Below are 17049 nucleotides of genomic sequence, written 5' to 3'. Positions count from 1 at the left end.
CCTGTTTATGCCATATTCGTGCGGTAAACTGATTCTCTGTTTAAATGAAATAAAAGAAAATTGGATATTTAATCGGTTAGAGGCAATAAGATTTGGTTAAACGGCGAGATGATTAAAGTCCAAGTATCTGTTTAAGGTCACTGATTCGTCTTCGGCTGATGGGCAGTTCAATTTTTTTGCGGCCTGCAGTTCTGAGCATAAAATTACTTCCTGGTAATGATGCTATTTCATTTACCATTTCCAGGTTTACAAGATACTTTCGATGAACTCTGAAAAAACCATATCGATTGAGCCGTTCTTCCAAGTTTTTCAGGCGATACGAAGTTAAAAATTTATCCTGGGCTGTATGAACAAAACTGTAGTCCTCGTAAGCTTCTATAAATACAATTTGCGTATAGGGAACAAGAATCATTTTCCCGTCTAAGTTTATGGGCAATTTTTCAATTTCCATACGGCCTTTGTGGCTGGTATCCCATGCACGGCGCAGTGCCAATAAAAATGAATCCTCATCTGTATCAGAAAGATTTAGTTTGACTGTTTCCTCCTGCAGTTCCTGGTGCATATCTGAGTTGTCAGGAATGTTGCGATCTACAATTCGAGCTTGCGCTGAAAAACGGTGCAGACGCTCTACTGTTTTCTGTACCCTTGATCTGGAAAAAGGCCAAATGAGATAGTCAGTTGCTCCTACCTCAAAAGCTTTATAAGCCATAAGCTCATCGTCAGCAATGAAGACAATGTTAGGACGCGTCTTTCTCTGATTCAGCATCTGAGTCAACTCAATGCCATCAACTCCATTGGGCAGATTGATGCTGAGAAAAAAAACATCATAAGAAATGTTTTCCAGAAGCTCCAGGGCCTCGAAAGAGGTCATCGCCTCTCCCAGTACCTTAACACGGGATTCACTGGACAGATATTCTCGTAACTTGGAGCTGACCTCACGTTCCGGGTGGATTATAAGAGCCTTTAAAAATGACATATGTTTGCCCGTAAAAAACGATTGGTTGAAGTGTATGCAAAAGCTTATTACTTAGGTTGTATACTGTTCAGATATACTGATAAGTGCCTCTCCCGGAGCCGGAACCGAACCTGTCAGTAAATTAACGAGTCTGCACCCTTTCAGGAAATTGAAACAGTCACCGCGAGGTTGTGATCAATTAGCCGACTTTGACCTCACCCGTTGTGGGTGATCCGTCTTCACCCTCGTACCATTCCAGTTCAATTTCAAGAGATTTTTTTAAGGTATCTTTACCGGATTTAGTTTCCTCTTCAACCTTGAACTCAAGGGTAACGGTTTTGGGAATACTAAGTGTAACTTCATCGCTTCCGTGCGTGAGACTAATGCGTCCTGATTCAACCTTATCAGCCACCATACGCAAAATAGAAGCTACTTCGGTGGTCTGTTTCTTTTCTTCACTCTTAAAAAGTACTTTTTCCATTATTTTACTCCTTTTTGTGTGATATGGTTTATAAGCTCATCAACCGAGCGGCCCGTGACCGAGCCTGTGAGTAACTAAAGATTAGCCTTCGCATGTTAGAGATTGCCGAGCTCGAAGACTCGCTCGCATTGACAACTGAGCTGTCAGGGATGTAGTTACTGAAAACCTGTCATAGCGAGCGAGCCTAAGCGAACGAAGCAATATATAAGGTAAAACCATAATGCTTTGAATCTATTGCCAATTTGGTTTAAGTTGCGTAGAGGCTCCTAAACCGGACGGCCCGAAACGGAACCTGTTAGTAACTGTATTCAAAGGTGCAGCCTGCTTCTTACAGGCTTTTTAAACAGGCGGCTGGAAGCCGCCTCCACATTATTTGAAATGGTGGTATATATTTACCCTGTTGAAGCAAAAATTACAAGAAAAATTCCAGCTCATCATTCTACTGCTCCCAATGGAACTGATGACATCAAATATTTCAGGTCTTCGTCAGTGAAATAAAATCCAAGCCCTCCATAGAATGAACGGTTTTTGGAATGTTTGCTGATAAAATCATCATATCCGGCAGTTAGATAAAAATTATTCAAAAAATATAGGTTGGCTCCTGCCTTAAGATGAGCTCTGTCATCAGAACCAAGGTCAAAGGCCTCCATGGACAGCTTGATGCGGTCATCCCACAAAAAGTAGTCCATTCCAACTCCTCCAGTTGACTCGATAATTCCACCTCGAAGAATCAGATCGTTCCATCGCTTGGCAAGTTGCGCTGAGAATTTAAGTCTGTTTTTGTATGTTTTATCTTCAATTTCCTCTGTTGTGGTCCACTGGCCTTGATTGACACGGGTACGGGTGGTGGTTTCTGTAGTTCTGGTACGTCCTCGCGGGTCATCAATAAGTGAAAGGAGATAAAACTGATCAGCTGCCGGCTGAAGGGTCAGGTTCATATATGACTTAAAGTCACCTGATCCGAATAGATATTCAGATCGAAAGTCAACAACTGTCTGAAATCTGTCAAAGCGTTCCAGAAATTCATTTATACCGTCCAAAGCATCATCTATTTTTTGTCCTGTAGCATCATCACTTATGAGCTTGCCAAGTGTACCCTGGCCTTCATCAAGCTTTCGGGTGACACTTTCAAGAGAAGCCACGGTTCTGCGCATATCCTCGCTCATCTCCCTGTCTTGTAACAGTGTGCCTACAGGTCCATCACCATGTTCGGCAGCTAAGAGAATGGAGTTCACCTGATGCAGTGTCTGGTTCAACTCTATAGAAGCAGTTTCAAAATTTCGGACGATATGCTCAATTCCCTGTTTATTGCTGTGACTGATGGAGGCCAGATCTGAAGTAAAGTTCTGAAGGTTTTGAACAATCATTTCAACGCCCCTGGTATTGGCCTGTACAAGCTGGTTGAGGTGAACAGCAGCATCACGAAGGTTGACAAAGGCTTCACGCATGCCTTCTTCTCCTTCAGGTCCGCCAAACACATGAGCAACGCTGCTGGATACAACACGAAGATCATCTGCTATATCACCTACCCTGGCCATGATCTGGTCAAGATCTGTTGGCTGAACACTGTATGCTATGACTCCATTTTCTTCTAATCTGGCCATATGTTGACTGCCGGGATTTAACTCAACAAACTTATCACCCAGTACTCCACGAGTTCTAATGGTGGCTTTAGAGTCACCATACAGTACTACATCGGAACGGATGGACAAAGCTACCCTGGCCAGATTATTTTCTAAAGAAACATTGCGGACTGTACCAACATCAATACCTGCAATCTCAACAGGTGAATTGGTCTTCAGACCTGAAATGTTTTCAAACAGAGCATAGACGGTGTAGCTATCCCTGGTAAGCCCGGTGCCTCTTGTGAGCTGAGTAGTCATGTAAGCAAGAAGTACAATGGCAGCCAGGACAAAAAAGCCCACCTTGACTTCAGCGCCGATTTTTTTGTTCATATAGGGTATTTATGGGTTACAAATTATCAATTGGAAAAACTGGGTTCGCTGTGAAAAGCTGGGGCTCATGTAACCTGAATAGGACCTTTGGCTTCTCCACGAATGAACTGTCTGACAACAGGATCATCCCATTGCTTCATTTCCTCGGAAGTTCCCTGAGCAATGATGGTCCCATCATATAGCATATATATTGTATCAGCAATTTTCATAGTGGCATCTATGTCATGGCTGATGACTACACAGGTAGCACCAAACTCTTGTTGCGTTCGTACTATAAGTTCATTAATGGCTGCAGCCATGACCGGGTCGAGTCCGGAAGTAGGCTCGTCAAAAAGAACTATGGCTGGCTCCATTACAAGTGCCCTGGCTAAGCCTACTCTTTTACGCATGCCCCCGGAAAGCTCAGATGGCATTTTGTGCCCCATGCCGGCTAAGCCGACTGAACTGAGTTTGGCATGAACAATATCCCTGATTTCAGAATTTGTTTTACGAGTATGTTCAACAAGGGGAAAAGCGACATTCTCCTCGACATTGAAAGAATCAAAAAGAGCTGCTTCTTGAAACAACATGCCGAAGCCTCTTCTGATGCGGGCCATTTCTCTTTCATTCATAGGTACAATATCTTCCCCGTGAATCAGTACCTGACCCTGGTCTGGTTTAAGAAGTCCAATAATGTGCTTGATAAGTACGCTTTTACCCCCTCCGCTGCGTCCGATAATGATGTTGACTTTATCTTTTTCCAGGCCAAGATCAAGATTTTTCAGAACTTCAAAAGAGCCAAAGGATTTGCTGACATTTTTAAGTTCTATGATTTGTTGTGAATTTTGCATATTTATCGTTATTAAAGCGTCTACCAGGCAGCTATGGACCAAACCATGCAACAGCATTAAGCGCTTAGCGGAAATCTCAAACAAACATGTTGTTTCATTTATGTTGTATCATTTTCAAAGAAAGCCAAGAGATTTTGCCCACGGAACACACGGAGGGACACGGAAAAGGTCTCTTTTCTATATTCAGTGTTTTTCCGAGTATTCCGTGGGCAGTCTCATTTGCCCCGAAGGGCCACATTTTTCAGTGCAGGGTCACGGAAAAAGCTTAGTAACTTACCTTTCAATCGTGTTGAAAAAACAAGAAAATTTGAACCGCAAATGTGCCCCGGTTAAATGCCCTTCGGGCTTGCTCTTAGAACAATTCAACTGGGCAGGCGAAGGACTCAAAGTTAAAGACAACAAAGAAGATATTTTTAAAAAAAGGGCATCAGTTTTCAAACGGGCTGCCATTTAATTTGCCGTTCCCCGGCAGATTGAAAAAACTTTTTTCATCCTTTGCGCCCTTTGCGTCTTGAGTGAGTCTTGGAACGGGCGGTTAAAATATCTTTTTTTGGTTGCGGGCAAAGCCCGAATTAGAACATAATAGCTGTTAAAATGTAATCGCTGACAAGAATCAGAACAGATGACATGACTACAGCCTGAGTAGTAGAGCGGCCTACACCCTCAGCTCCGCCTTTGGTGTAAAACCCTTTGTAGCATCCTACCAGGGTCAGAATTACTCCAAAAACAGATGACTTGATCAAACCATTGTAAACATCAGCAAGTTCTACAAATTCATAAATTTTGTTCATGAAGAGACCACCATGAATATCCAGAATTTGAACCCCGACGATGTAGCCCCCAAGAATGCCCATAGCATCACTGACAATGGTTAAAAGAGGCAATACGATAAATCCGGCCAATACCCTGGGCATTACCAGGTATTGAACCGGGTTAATGGCCATTACTGTCAGGGCATCAACCTGCTCAGTAACACGCATGGTTCCGATTTCTGCGCATATAGCTGACCCTGCCCTGCCGGTGACCATGAGGCCGGTAATTACCGGCCCAAGTTCCCGCGTCATGGACAAGGCAACAGTGGCCCCAACAAGGGTTTCAGCAGAAAACATTCTAAAAGCATAGTAGGTTTGAAGAGCCAGAACCATACCCGTAAAAAGAGATGTGAGCATAACAACAAACAAGGAGTTCACGCCAATAAACTCAAGTTGCTTGAAAAAATGCCTGACCCTGAATGGTGGACGAAAAAGCCAGAACAGCGCTTCGAGAAAGAGCATTGCAATGCGGCCCGTTTCAGCCAGCAGACTTATGGTGCTCCTGCCGATATAACTGAGCATATTCTGTTATTCCTCTATCAGCGAAGTGTAAAACATAAGCTCTTCAGGGAAATTGGTAAAAATCATTTCCTTGACCAGCTTGTTACTTGTTTTAACATCATCACTTTCCAGAACTTTTTTGAGCAGCTCCTTGCATTCATCCATAGTGGCCTGGCGGATTATGCGCTTGATTCCAGGTATTGCCTGGGGGTTGAGACTGATAGAATCGATCTGCATGCCCATTAATATGGGAATGCAGTATGGATCAGCTGCTACTTCTCCACACAGACTGACTTCTATGCCCGCCTCGTGACCTGCGTCCACTACTGATTTGATACTTCGCAAAATGGCAGGATGTAATGGCTGATAGAGATAGGAGACATGCTTATTGGTCCGGTCAATGCCAAGAGAGTATTGGATCAGGTCGTTGGTGCCAATGCTGAAAAAGTCCACTTCCCTGGCTAACATGTCAGCAATGAGCACAGCGCTTGGAAGTTCAATCATAATGCCCATGGGCATGACCGGATTAAAGGATACACCCTGGGACTTGAGTTCCTGGCGGACCTCAAAATAGATTTCCTTTACTTCAAAAAGTTCCTGAAGACCGGAGATCATGGGAAACATTATGGATACGTTTCCAAGTACGCTGGCCCGCAAAATAGCTCTTAACTGGGTTTTGAAAAGTTTAGGATGTTTGCGGCAGAATCTTATGGCCCGCATGCCCAGTGCTGGATTGGCTTCCCGAACTGGGCCGAACTGGGTGGCGATTTTGTCAGCTCCCAGGTCCAGAGTGCGTATAACTACTTTCTGCGGATAAATTATTGAAGAAAGGTCACGGTATTCTTCATAGAGCTCTTCTTCATCAGGCAGGTCATCTCGGTTCAGAAAGCTGTACTCGGTCCTGTAAAGCCCGATGCCTTCCCCTCCGTTGTCAATGACTGCAGCAACTTCTTCAAAGAGCTCAATATTAGCTGAAACATTGATTTTATAACCGTCAAAAGTTTCGGCCGGGAGATAACAGTTCCGGTTGACCTGGGATTGATATTCCTGAAACTGATACTTAAGCTGGGTGTAATGTTCCAGCTCTTCTTCAGAAGGATCTACAATCATCCTGCCATTGAACCCATCCAGGATAACAAATTGTCCATCCTGGATATCACTGAGGCCTTCTATACCTACTATGGCGGGAATCTGAAGTGATCTGGCGATTATTTCTGCGTGGGGGGTTTTGCCCCCGGATACAGTAGCAAAGGCCATGATTTTATCTAACTGCAGCTCTATGGTGTCAGCCGGAGACAGATCAGAGGCGAGCAGTATCATTCTTTGCGTCAGAGATTTTATGTCTGTGGGAGTTCCATAGAGCTGACTTTTGACCCGGTCAGCCACAAGTCGGACATCCTGGATTCTTTCTCGAATATATTCATCTTCGATTTTGCTGAAAGCCTTTTCAATATCTGTAACTGACTTTTCAAGGGCCCATTCAGCATTTATGAAGCGCTCATTGACATAGTTTCGGGCAGCTGTCTGAAATTTTCGGTCTTTAAGAAGCATAATATGAGAATCAATGATGGCAGTCTGTTCCTTAAGCTCTCCAGGAATCTTTTCCCTTATTTTTTCAAGGTCATGCAAGGCAGCAGTAAAAGCTGTCTGAAGGCGCTGAACTTCTTGAGGTGCATGAGATTGCTCGATGTCCATACGCAAAGTGGAGGTGTGAGTTCCTCGATGGAGAAAGTAAGTTTTGCCGATGGCTATACCTGAAGATACTGGTATTCCCTTAAATATTTGATGAGCCATCTAAGTATTTCCTTCAAATCGTCCATTGATGAGTTTTTTAATGCGCTTTACAGCTTCCTGCGCGTCATCACCGGTAGCCCTGATGACCAAATGACCGCCGTGAGGCACTGCGAGGGTCAGAATGTCCAGAATGCTTTTGGCATCTACTTCACTTCCATTAAAGACCATTTTAATATCTGAGGCATAATTTTGAGCCTCTTTGGCAAGAATAGCTGCAGGCCTGGCGTGCAGTCCAAATTCGCTGTCCAAACTGATACTGACTTCAAAGCATTGTTCGTCCACAATATTTTCCATGAGATAATTCGCAAACTTGAGAGTTCAAAGTTCAGTCCCACCAAAAGGAGGGATTTGACATTACCAGGTCAAATGCTGCTGCAGAAAATCATGCAGCCAAAAAGGGAATTCCGGGGCAATAAGGCATAATCCAAGCACAGATGCAAGCAGCACCTCTCTAATCCAGATTAGTCTGCGGTAGAGGAAGGTCAGGATCAGGCCTGCCGCAAATACCAGTATAAAGTGTATATAATGCCAGCTAAACGGCCAAATGACAAGCCCAAAAGCCACAGCTAACAATGAGTTCAGGACTTTAAGCCGACTGCCCTGATTAATCAAATTCCACCTTTTTAAATCATTGATAAAGACAAGGCCGCGAGTCAGCCCCATATAGAAAGTATAAACCTTGAAAAGGTGCAGGCTGAGAAAAAAAACTGTCCCAAAAATTATGGCTGGAAAATAAAGTCCAGACATAAGCAAAATCAAAGTAATCAGTGACCATGTAATGAGCAGACTGCCGCTGAAAAAAGAATCACCTATTGCGGACAAAGTGAAAACAAGGGTTGATTTGACCTTGGGCATGGACTGGGACGGGAACACATTGTGCGATATCTTCTGCTCAAGAGAGAGAAAAAGGCCAATTAACAGCGGATTCCACATGGGATGTGTATTGTAAAGCTTGAGATGGCGCCGTCTGGCCTTTTGCAGCTTCCCATGTTCCTTATAAATTTCCTGGAGACCTGCATCTAATGCATAGGCCAGTCCAATATTCTGCATACCCTTGGTATTAAAAGCTGCCGCAGTCAGGTATGAGCGAAAAAAACAAGTTACCAGTGCTTTGAGGCTGACAGGAAGCATCAGTTCTCACCTCTGATCATTAATTCATAGACTGCCTTAGTACTCCAGCCATGCGCTCCAAGGTGAACTGCACGTGCTGTTTCTTTGGCTTTCATGCCTTTGCGCGTGCATTCATCAATCATGTTCTGTATTTGCTGCAGGGGTGTCTTCATTTCTTCCTTGCCGGGCGGGGCAACTATTACAGTTATTTCACCGAGAAGACTGTTTTCATCAATAACAGTTGTTCCAAGTTGCCCGTGGATAAATTCTTCAAACCTTTTGGTCAGCTCTCGAGCCACGCAAAATTCACGTGAGCCAAAAATCTTATATGCAGTATCAAGAGTTGAGTTGAGCCTGTTTTTACGTTCAAAAAAAATCAAAGTGGCTGATATTGTAATCCATTTGCTGAATAAAGAAGCTATATCTCCCTGCTTTCTTGGAGTAAAGCCAAGAAAAGCAAAAGGATATGGTGGGAGTCCAGAGGCCATGAGTGCAGTAATGGGTGCACATGGACCTGGAATGGGTATAACATTAATCCCCCTGGATCTGAAAGCACGGACTAATCTGTATCCTGGATCAGCAATCAGGGGAGTACCAGCATCACTGACCAGGCAGCAGTCCACCCCTGATTCTACTTCTGCCATGGCCTGCATTACGCGCTTTTCCTCGTTATGCTCATGCAGGCTAAGAAATTTTTTGCCGGTTATGCCGAGATGCTCCAGAAGCAGTCCGGTCTTGCGAGTGTCTTCAGCCAGTATCAGCCCGGCAGAGCGTAACACATCCAAAGCCCTGGATGAAATATCACCAAGGTTGCCAAGGGGCGTTGCGACCACCCACAAAGCTGAATTCAAAGGCATTTTTGACATGATTGATGTGTACTTCCGAGGCTATTGTTACGCTTATAAAATCAAACCTGCACTCCTTTTCCCAAAGACCCTGGGAACAAAGATAATGACTGGCTGTCCGGAGCAGTGTCTGTTTCTGAACTTTGCCAAGGGTTTCAACTGGCTCTGCTCTGGACTGAAAAGATCTGGTCTTGACCTCTACGAAAATAAGTATGTTATCCTTAGTGCAGACAATGTCCAGTTCTCCTCTTCGATATCGCCAGTTTCGGTCCAGAATCGTATAACCTTTTTCAGTGAGGTAGGAGCCTGCCGCTTGTTCGCCGAATTTACCGGTGTTTAAGTATTGATTAGCCATAAAGGTCTCTCCCTGGTAATGGGAAGAACTCCTTTAAAAGATCTTCTGTGTATTTTGGAAGGCCCGAGCCTTCTTATGGACTGCAGGTGCATTTTTGTTGGATATCCTTTATGCTTGGCCAGTCCGTATCCTGGATATTTTTTTTCAAGGCTTTTCATTAAACCATCTCTGAAGGTCTTGGCAAGTATGGAAGCTGCAGAAATACAAGGTTCCAGCATATCCCCGCGGACGATGGCCTTCTGGGAAATGTGCATGGGAACAGTGAACTTGCCATCCACCAGAACATGCTCAGGCGTTATTTTCAAGCCCATCAAGGCTCTGACCATGGACTTAAGGCTGGCCTGCAGAATATTTATGCGATCAATTTCAGACGGCCATGACAATCCAAGAGACCAGGCTACAGAATGTTCCTTGATAGCTTCAGCCAGGTTAGATCTTTTTAAGGCAGAAAGTTTTTTGGAATCAGTAAGGCCGATAAGCATGCAGGGATTTGGTAATATTACAGCGGCAGCCACTACCGGTCCGGCAAGGCAACCACTGCCGGCTTCATCAGTACCGGCAATGATTCCGGGCTGTAAAGTTTGAGAAGTGCTCATTTGTGAATACAATTTTTATCGGGTAATGTGGCAGGAATTTGGAGGAAGTGAAATGAGCCAGCTGACGCGTATGAGTTTAAGCGCCAGCTGGCTGATAAAGCTGGCATGTAGTTAGTTTGGTCTGTTCCAGGTGTTTTTGGTTTTTATGCGACCCGCTTTACCGCGCAGTTTGCGCAGGTAAAAAATGCGGCCTTGTCTGACCTTGCCTTCGCTGAGAACCTCTACCCTTTCCAAGTAGGGAGAGTTAAGAGGGAAAACTCTTTCAACTCCAATACCATCAGAAATCTTTCTGACAACAAAAGTGGAGTTTGTTGCGCCGCGCTTGACCCGCAACACTATTCCCTGAAAAACCTGTACACGTTCCTTTTCACCTTCAATAATTCGGACATGCACCTTCACGGTGTCCCCGGCTTTGAACTTGGGAATGTCCATCCTGAGCTGTTCTCTTTGGATTTTTTGCATGATGTTCATTGTATTCTCCTGAATATGAATTGTCTTGTCTGTTAAGCGCCTGAAAGCAGTTCAAGCTTGATAATGATTCTTTTTTTGAGTGCCGGAAGTTCCTGGTTGCAGGCTCTCCACCCGGTGAAACCGGGATCAAACCTGAAAAAATACACCCCTTGCTCCAAGGGTCAAAGCTGTGAAAAAGAGCTGAAAAACAAGTATTAGCAATTTCTTGCATTTTTGTTACAGGCTTGCTGAAATATTTCTAAAGATAGTCTCCTATGAGGCGGTCCACCATTATGGAAGCAGCAGATCTTACTGAAAGATGATTAAAGCTGCTCAAGTAGCGCACGGGTCTCAGGAAATTGTCGGCCATGTCCATAATATCCGGGCTGAGTCCATGACCGGTGCCCAATACTAAAAGCACAGGCCGTTTGCTTAGAGTTTCCCTGACCTGCTGATATGTGGCATCTCCATCACCCCTGGCGCTGGTGGCCACAATGTGCGGCCTTGCTCCAGTTTTTTCCTCAATGCTTTTGATGGCCTCATTAATATTGGAAGCTACCCTGATTCTTGAAAGCGCTGCAGCCCTGTCAGGATTTCCTCTACTGCCAGGACCTGTTGTCCAGTGAGTAATAAGCCTTTCTGCCAAAAGCTGCTGGTCCTTCAGGGGGGTACATATATAATAACCTCCAAGACCAAATGTTTCGGAAACGCGTGCTATATCGTGTATGTCAAGGTTTGTCAAAGAAGTTGTGCCGGATTTGCCGAATTTGTTGAGTACCGGCCAGTGCAGTAAGGTCAGGTAAAGATTGCGTGAGGGTTTGGCACGCTGCACTGATTTTAAAAATGAGGTGTCCTGGCTGCTGAGGATGGTCTTGTCAAGAAGTTCCGGTCTGTTATTCAGTGTATTTTCTAAAGATCGATCCCTGCGCCAGCGTTCAATTCTGCCGTGATGTCCGGAAAGCAGCACCTCAGGGACTTCCTTATTCTGAAATATTTCAGGACGAGTATAGTGAGGATACTCCAGCAGTCCATGGGAAAAACTTTCTTCTCCAACGGATTCTTCTTTGCCCATAAAACCAGGCAAAAATCTGGCTACTGCTTCCATCAGGCATAGTGCTGCTGCTTCTCCCCCGTTTAAAACAAAGTCACCGGCTGAAATTAGCTCCAACTCAGCAAGATCTTCCAGTCTGGCATCAATGCCTTCATACCTTCCGCAGATAAGGGCAATATTATTGTGTAGAGAAAGCCTGCATGCTGTTGAGTGACTAAGAGGTTTGCCCTTGGGAGTAAGCAGTACAGTGGTGCATCCTTGGGGAAGGCTTTGGATGGCCTGCAGCAAGGGATCAACTTTCATGACCATGCCCGGCCCTCCTCCATAAGGACGATCATCAACAGTGCTGTGGCGATCATGAGTAAAGTCTCTTGGATATATCATTGAAGTGGATATAATTCCATTATCAATAGCCTTTCCAAGAAGACCGCAGGAAAGTGGAGAGGTAAAATATTCAGGAAGGATGCTGATAATATGAAAATGCACTTATAAAAACCTTCTTAACTGACGGTCAAAAGTTGTCTATTATTGCGTCACAAAAATCTTGTCTGCTTAGCGCGGTAATGAAATATAATGAAGTGTAGTTACTTAGAAGTCGATGCCATAAATTTCCAGGAGACCTTCTGGTGGCTTGATGATGATTTTTCGCTTATGGGTATCAATACTTACAATGAACTGGTCATGGGCAGGAAATAGAACTTCCAGATGATCAGCAGTGGTTATGCGCCACACCTCACTGCCTTTGTTATCCATTACTTCCTCCAATACGCCGATGTACTTTTCCTCTGGCAGCCAGACAGAGCAACCGGTCAGTTGATAGACATAAAGCTCTTCATTATCGGGCTCTGGAAGATGGATTGGATCTATGAGTATGTCGGCACCACGCCAGCTTTCAGCTACATCGCGACCACTTAGTCTGTCTAAAATGAGAAGAATCCTGCTCTGATGTCGGCGCCAGGAAGATACCTTGAATTGCACCGGCCTTGCACCAGTTTTTCTTAGATAAATGCCGGGAACTTTATCCAAAAGTAAAGGGGAGTTTCCAAACCACAAGGTTTGAATCTCCCCTTTGAGTCCATGCGGCTTCACAACCTTTCCGCAAACTATGAGATCTTTAAGAGCCATGGAAGGTATTATTCAATAATTTCCAGAACAGCCCTCTTTTTGGCCTTAGTTGAGGCAGCACCGAGAATGGTCCGCATTGCCCTGGCTGTGCGTCCCTGCTTGCCGATAACCTTGCCCAGATCTTCTTTGGCAACTTTGAGTTCAATGACTGATGTCTGTTCCCCTTCGATTTCGGAAACCGATACTTCATCAGGGTTGTCAACCAATGATTTGGCAATGTATTCGATCAGTTCCTTCATAATAATCACCTCCGATATAAGTGCGATTCAGGACAGGTATTGCGGCCTTCAGGCATAAATCAAATCAGCCTGGGGAAACCGGGCTTTTAAGTATCAGCATAGATTTTCAAAAAGGGCATTGATCTGCCTCGGATAACTGTTTGAGGTGCTTTTAAAAAAGCTGTAGAGTCAGGCTGCTGCTTTTTTTAAAAGAGACTTAACTGTATTGCTGGGTTTCGCACCCTGATCAATCCAGACCTGTACCCTTTCCATATCAATGTTTACTTCTGCAGGCTCTTTCATGGGATTGTAATATCCAAGATATTCCAATGCCCGGCCATCTCTCCTTGTAGCGCTGTCCAGGGCCACAACTCTGTAAAAGGGCTTCTTTTTGGAGCCCATTCTTGTAAGTCTGATTTTAAGTGCCATTTGTATAAACCCCCGTTTATTGTTATAGTGAATAGTTACTTTTTCTTTTTGTTACGTTTGACTTTTTTTCGTCTGGGCTTTGGTTTGGGTTTTGTGGCTGACTTTCCGCCACCAGTACCTGTCAGGCCTGGCATGGAAGGCATTCCAGGCATTCCAGGCATGGAGGGTGCCGCAGAACCTCCTCCGCCCTGTTTAACCATTTTCTGCATCATTTTCTGCATCTGCTCAAAGTTTTTCAAAAGCTGATTTACGTCCTGAACAGTTGTTCCGCTACCGGCAGCAATTCGTTTCTTGCGGGACGCATTGAAAAGTTTGGGATTTTTTCTTTCTGCAGGTGTCATGGAATTGATAATGGCTTCCAGGCGAACCATTTCTTTTTCAGGTACTTTCAGGTCCTTAATCTTGTCCTTGATTTTACCCATGCCGGGTATCATCTTTAACAGACCTTCAATGGATCCCATTTTTTTAAGTCTGCGCATCTGCTTGCGAAAGTCGTCAAGATTAAACTGGGCCTTTTGCAGCTTTTCCTGCATATCTTTGGCTTCATCCTCGCCAATGTCTGACTGGGCCTTTTCAATCAGGGTCATGATGTCGCCCATACCCAGTATGCGGGAGGCAACCCGGTCAGGATGGAAAAGCTCGAGATCGCTCAGTTTTTCGCCTGTACCAATAAACTTGATGGGCTTATTGGTGACGGACTTTATGGAAAGTGCTGCTCCTCCCCGGGCATCACCTTCCATTTTGGTAAGGATTATGCCGGTGACATCAAGTAATTCGTTAAATTTCTGGGCTACATTGACTGCATCCTGTCCGGTCATAGCATCTGCTACAAAAAGCAGTTCATGGGGCGAACACTTTTCCTTGATCATGACAAGCTCATTCATAAGCTTTTGATCAACATGCAAACGCCCTGCTGTGTCAAGAAGTACGGCAGTGTGAGCCTTCTGGTGGGCGACTTCTATAGCCTGAGCACAAATATCCACCGGATTGTCATGAGACTGTGATGGATGCACAGGCATGTCCAGTTCCTGGCCTAAACGGGTAAGCTGGTCGATAGCGGCCGGTCTGTAGACGTCAGCGGGTACCAGGTAGGGAGAGTAGTTAAGGCGGCGCAGGTAAAGTGCGAGCTTGGCTGTAGATGTAGTTTTTCCAGATCCCTGCAAGCCCACAAGCATAATAATGACCGGAGGCCTGGTTTTGAGATCAAGACCTTCCTGATCTCCTCCAAGAAGCTCCACCAGCTCATCGTTAACTATTTTAATGACCTGCTGACCAGGGGTCAGGCTTTTGAGGACATCCTGTCCCATGGCCCGTTCACGTATTTTTTCAGTGAAGTCCCTGACAACCTTATAATTAACATCAGCCTCAAGCAAGGCCAGACGCACCTGGCGCATTCCCTCCTGGATGCTTTTTTCATCCAGACGGCCCTGGCCCCTTAATTTTTTAAAAACAGAATTCAGTCTGTCGGATAAACTGTCGAACATCAGTTGTATATATTCCTGTAAAGCATGACATCAGGCTACGAGAGGTACCAAATGCATTTGAATTAGATCTTTATAAAATTTGAGATAAGAAAAAAGTACTCTTTTTATCCCGTATTGTCTGTCAAGTCAAGCAAAGTAGAAGCAGCCTTCACCCCAAAGTTGATATCATCATAAGTATCTGATTTGCTGATATCATCCAGACACCAAATGTGATTTTTGAGCTGATACAGCAAATTAGTTGGTATCTGTTTAGCGCTTTGTAAGTGGCACGGCTTCCTGCCCGGAGGCATACAGCCCGGAGGGGGACTGGCTCTTCCGGGGCCCACTTGTCCCAAAAATGAGTCATTTTGAGCACAAATTGATGCTCAAGTGGGTCCCGGAGTGCCTGTCCCCTGCTTTCTTTAAAAGCGCTAAACAGATACATTAGTTGTATACACAGTCATTACTCAGCTGGTTGTGCTATTGGACAGCCTTCAAAAAAGCGGCTTCTGAGCGTCTAATGACATCCTCAGATACGCAAAATGTCAGTCTAATATAGCCTGGATAGCCAAAGCCCGTTCCTGGCACTGCCAGGACGTTGTGCTCAAAAAGTTTCCTGGTGAAGGCCTGATCGTCACCTCCCGGAGCCTCAGGAAAGAAATAAAATCCTCCGCCTGGCATGGAATATTTTATTCCTGCCTTGTCCAGAACTTCTGCCATGGCCTGTCGTCTCTTCTGGTAAACCTTTGTGTCGACACTGGCACCAAGAGCTTTTTGGACGAGTAACTGGCCGATTACCGGGGCATTAACAAAACCCAGAATGCGATTGGTCAAGGTAACTGCCGCAAGAAGTTCTTCTTTGCCCGGCATATCAGGATGGACGCATAAAAAGCCGACCCTTTCACCTGCCATGGACAGGCTTTTGGAAAAAGAACTTACTACAATGCTGTGCTCGTACATAGCCATGATGGATGGGACTTCAATGCCGTCAAAAGTCAGGAAGCGGTAAGGTTCATCGGACAGCAGCAGAATAGGGTGCCGGGTCTGGGCGTTTTTGCTGTTAATGATACTTACCAGATCCAATAGTTCCTGCTCTGTGTAAACCCTGCCTGAGGGGTTGTTGGGAGAATTGATGAGTACAGCCCTGGTTTCTGGTCCAATAGCCTGGTCCAAAGCAGCCAGGTCAAGTTCAAATGTGCCGGGCTTGCATTGGGCAGGAATAAGTTTTCCCTGAAAATTTTCTGCGTAAAATCCATATTCCACAAAAAAAGGAGCTGGACATACTACTTGATCTCCTGGTTCAAGGACTGCTCTGAAAAGGGCATTTATTCCACCGGCCGCTCCATTAACTATGATGACATCTCCGGCACTCAGGCTGACTTTTTGTTCCTCAGTCAGATACCTGGCCAGTGCTTCACGAGCGGGGGGCAGGCCTGCGTTGGGCATGTAGCCCAGACTGAAAGGCTTATCTACATGGGCAGCAATGTCTTCAAGAGCGGTTTTGATTTCAGCAGGAGGAGGCAGGTCAGGATTACCCAGACTGAAATCGAAAACATTTTCAGCTCCGTGCTCCTGTTTGAGTTGACTGCCTGCTTCAAACATTTTTCTGATCCAGGATGCCTTTTCCATATACTGACTGATCTGTTTAGTAACTATTGACATAAAAATCCTTTTTTTGTTTCAGTGATTTAACCAGAAGGTCTGTGACAAAAAGAACAAGCAGCTAAAACCAAAATGGCAAAAAATATAAAGCATTATGGTTATACCATACAGATTGCTTCGGTCGCTTAGGCTCCCTCGTGGGTGACAGGTTTTGAGCAACTACATCCCTGACAGCTCAGGTGTCATTGCGAGCGAGTCTTCGAGCGCGGCAATCCCTAACGCGTTAAGGCAATTTTTTTTGTTCCCAGGCTCCAGCCTGGGAATACCTCTTTTTTTGCTGCACCAGCCGCTTCGTCAAAATTCGGCTCCAGTCTGGGAACAAAGTTTTATATATGTCACCAAAATCGCAACAACTACCCTCTCACTTCCGCCTTCCGCCTTCCGCCTTCCGCCTTTAAACCTTCAGCTTTTAAACCA

18 protein-coding genes are annotated in these 17049 nt (G+C 44.9%); all 18 read right to left on the bottom strand.

The genetic code is table 11. The features are described 5' to 3' along the window. Positions 1-112: 112 nt before the first annotated feature. On the bottom strand, positions 113-976 hold the full coding sequence (locus tag LZ23_RS04525; protein WP_045211969.1) for a LytR/AlgR family response regulator transcription factor: 864 nt from the start codon (positions 974-976) through the stop codon (positions 113-115). Between the two features lie 178 nt (positions 977-1154). Continuing rightward, positions 1155-1436, bottom strand: coding sequence for an amphi-Trp domain-containing protein (locus LZ23_RS04520; RefSeq protein ID WP_052507118.1), 282 nt, complete (start codon positions 1434-1436; stop codon positions 1155-1157). A 434-nt stretch (positions 1437-1870) separates the two neighbouring features. Continuing rightward, positions 1871-3391, bottom strand: a complete 1521-nt coding sequence (locus tag LZ23_RS04515) for an MlaD family protein (protein ID WP_045211966.1) — start codon at positions 3389-3391, stop codon at positions 1871-1873. Between the two features lie 65 nt (positions 3392-3456). Then, complete coding sequence (locus tag LZ23_RS04510; protein WP_084590891.1) at positions 3457-4221, bottom strand: ABC transporter ATP-binding protein; 765 nt, start codon at positions 4219-4221, stop codon at positions 3457-3459. A 572-nt stretch (positions 4222-4793) separates the two neighbouring features. After that, entirely contained in the window at positions 4794-5555 is a 762-nt protein-coding gene (locus LZ23_RS04500) for an MlaE family ABC transporter permease (protein WP_045211962.1), read from the bottom strand. Between the two features lie 6 nt (positions 5556-5561). Further along, positions 5562-7328 (bottom strand): phosphoenolpyruvate--protein phosphotransferase, encoded by a 1767-nt coding sequence (gene ptsP, locus LZ23_RS04495; RefSeq protein ID WP_045211960.1) that lies wholly within the window; start codon positions 7326-7328, stop codon positions 5562-5564. Further along, positions 7329-7622 (bottom strand): HPr family phosphocarrier protein, encoded by a 294-nt coding sequence (locus tag LZ23_RS04490; protein ID WP_045211958.1) that lies wholly within the window; start codon positions 7620-7622, stop codon positions 7329-7331. Positions 7623-7682: 60 nt separating this feature from the next. After that, positions 7683-8459: a PTS system mannose/fructose/sorbose family transporter subunit IID gene (locus LZ23_RS04485; RefSeq protein ID WP_045211957.1), complete on the bottom strand. Its 777-nt coding sequence runs from the start codon at positions 8457-8459 to the stop codon at positions 7683-7685. Continuing rightward, a complete protein-coding gene (gene rsmI, locus LZ23_RS04480) occupies positions 8459-9295 on the bottom strand; it encodes a 16S rRNA (cytidine(1402)-2'-O)-methyltransferase (RefSeq protein ID WP_045211955.1) in 837 nt (278 codons plus the stop codon). Before rsmI ends, LZ23_RS04485 begins: the two co-directional genes overlap by 1 nt. Continuing rightward, positions 9240-9638, bottom strand: coding sequence for a YraN family protein (locus LZ23_RS04475; RefSeq protein WP_045211953.1), 399 nt, complete (start codon positions 9636-9638; stop codon positions 9240-9242). Before LZ23_RS04475 ends, rsmI begins: the two co-directional genes overlap by 56 nt. Continuing rightward, a complete protein-coding gene (gene rnhB / locus LZ23_RS04470) occupies positions 9620-10234 on the bottom strand; it encodes a ribonuclease HII (protein ID WP_045211952.1) in 615 nt (204 codons plus the stop codon). Before rnhB ends, LZ23_RS04475 begins: the two co-directional genes overlap by 19 nt. A gap of 111 nt (positions 10235-10345) precedes the next feature. Continuing rightward, positions 10346-10705, bottom strand: a complete 360-nt coding sequence (gene rplS / locus LZ23_RS04465) for a 50S ribosomal protein L19 (RefSeq protein ID WP_045211950.1) — start codon at positions 10703-10705, stop codon at positions 10346-10348. A 238-nt stretch (positions 10706-10943) separates the two neighbouring features. Beyond that, entirely contained in the window at positions 10944-12221 is a 1278-nt protein-coding gene (trmD, locus tag LZ23_RS04460; protein ID WP_045211949.1) for a tRNA (guanosine(37)-N1)-methyltransferase TrmD, read from the bottom strand. A gap of 102 nt (positions 12222-12323) precedes the next feature. Beyond that, the gene (gene rimM, locus LZ23_RS04455) at positions 12324-12860 is read right to left on the bottom strand and encodes a ribosome maturation factor RimM (RefSeq protein ID WP_045211947.1); all 537 of its coding nucleotides are present in this window, start codon (positions 12858-12860) and stop codon (positions 12324-12326) included. A gap of 8 nt (positions 12861-12868) precedes the next feature. Continuing rightward, positions 12869-13102 carry a KH domain-containing protein gene (locus tag LZ23_RS04450; RefSeq protein WP_045212016.1) on the bottom strand — a complete coding sequence of 78 codons (234 nt, stop codon included), beginning with the start codon at positions 13100-13102 and terminating at the stop codon, positions 12869-12871. 165 nt (positions 13103-13267) lie between these two features. Further along, positions 13268-13507 (bottom strand): 30S ribosomal protein S16, encoded by a 240-nt coding sequence (rpsP, locus tag LZ23_RS04445; RefSeq protein ID WP_045211945.1) that lies wholly within the window; start codon positions 13505-13507, stop codon positions 13268-13270. A 35-nt stretch (positions 13508-13542) separates the two neighbouring features. Further along, on the bottom strand, positions 13543-14991 hold the full coding sequence (ffh, locus tag LZ23_RS04440; protein ID WP_045211944.1) for a signal recognition particle protein: 1449 nt from the start codon (positions 14989-14991) through the stop codon (positions 13543-13545). A gap of 459 nt (positions 14992-15450) precedes the next feature. Further along, positions 15451-16632 (bottom strand): pyridoxal phosphate-dependent aminotransferase, encoded by a 1182-nt coding sequence (locus LZ23_RS04430; protein WP_045211940.1) that lies wholly within the window; start codon positions 16630-16632, stop codon positions 15451-15453. Positions 16633-17049 lie beyond the last annotated feature (417 nt).

The organism is Desulfonatronovibrio magnus (assembly GCF_000934755.1).
Classification (GTDB): Bacteria; Desulfobacterota; Desulfovibrionia; order Desulfovibrionales; family Desulfonatronovibrionaceae; genus Desulfonatronovibrio; species Desulfonatronovibrio magnus.
The sequence above is the reverse complement of the archived record's forward strand: the minus strand, read 5'-3'. Positions and strand labels throughout refer to the sequence as shown.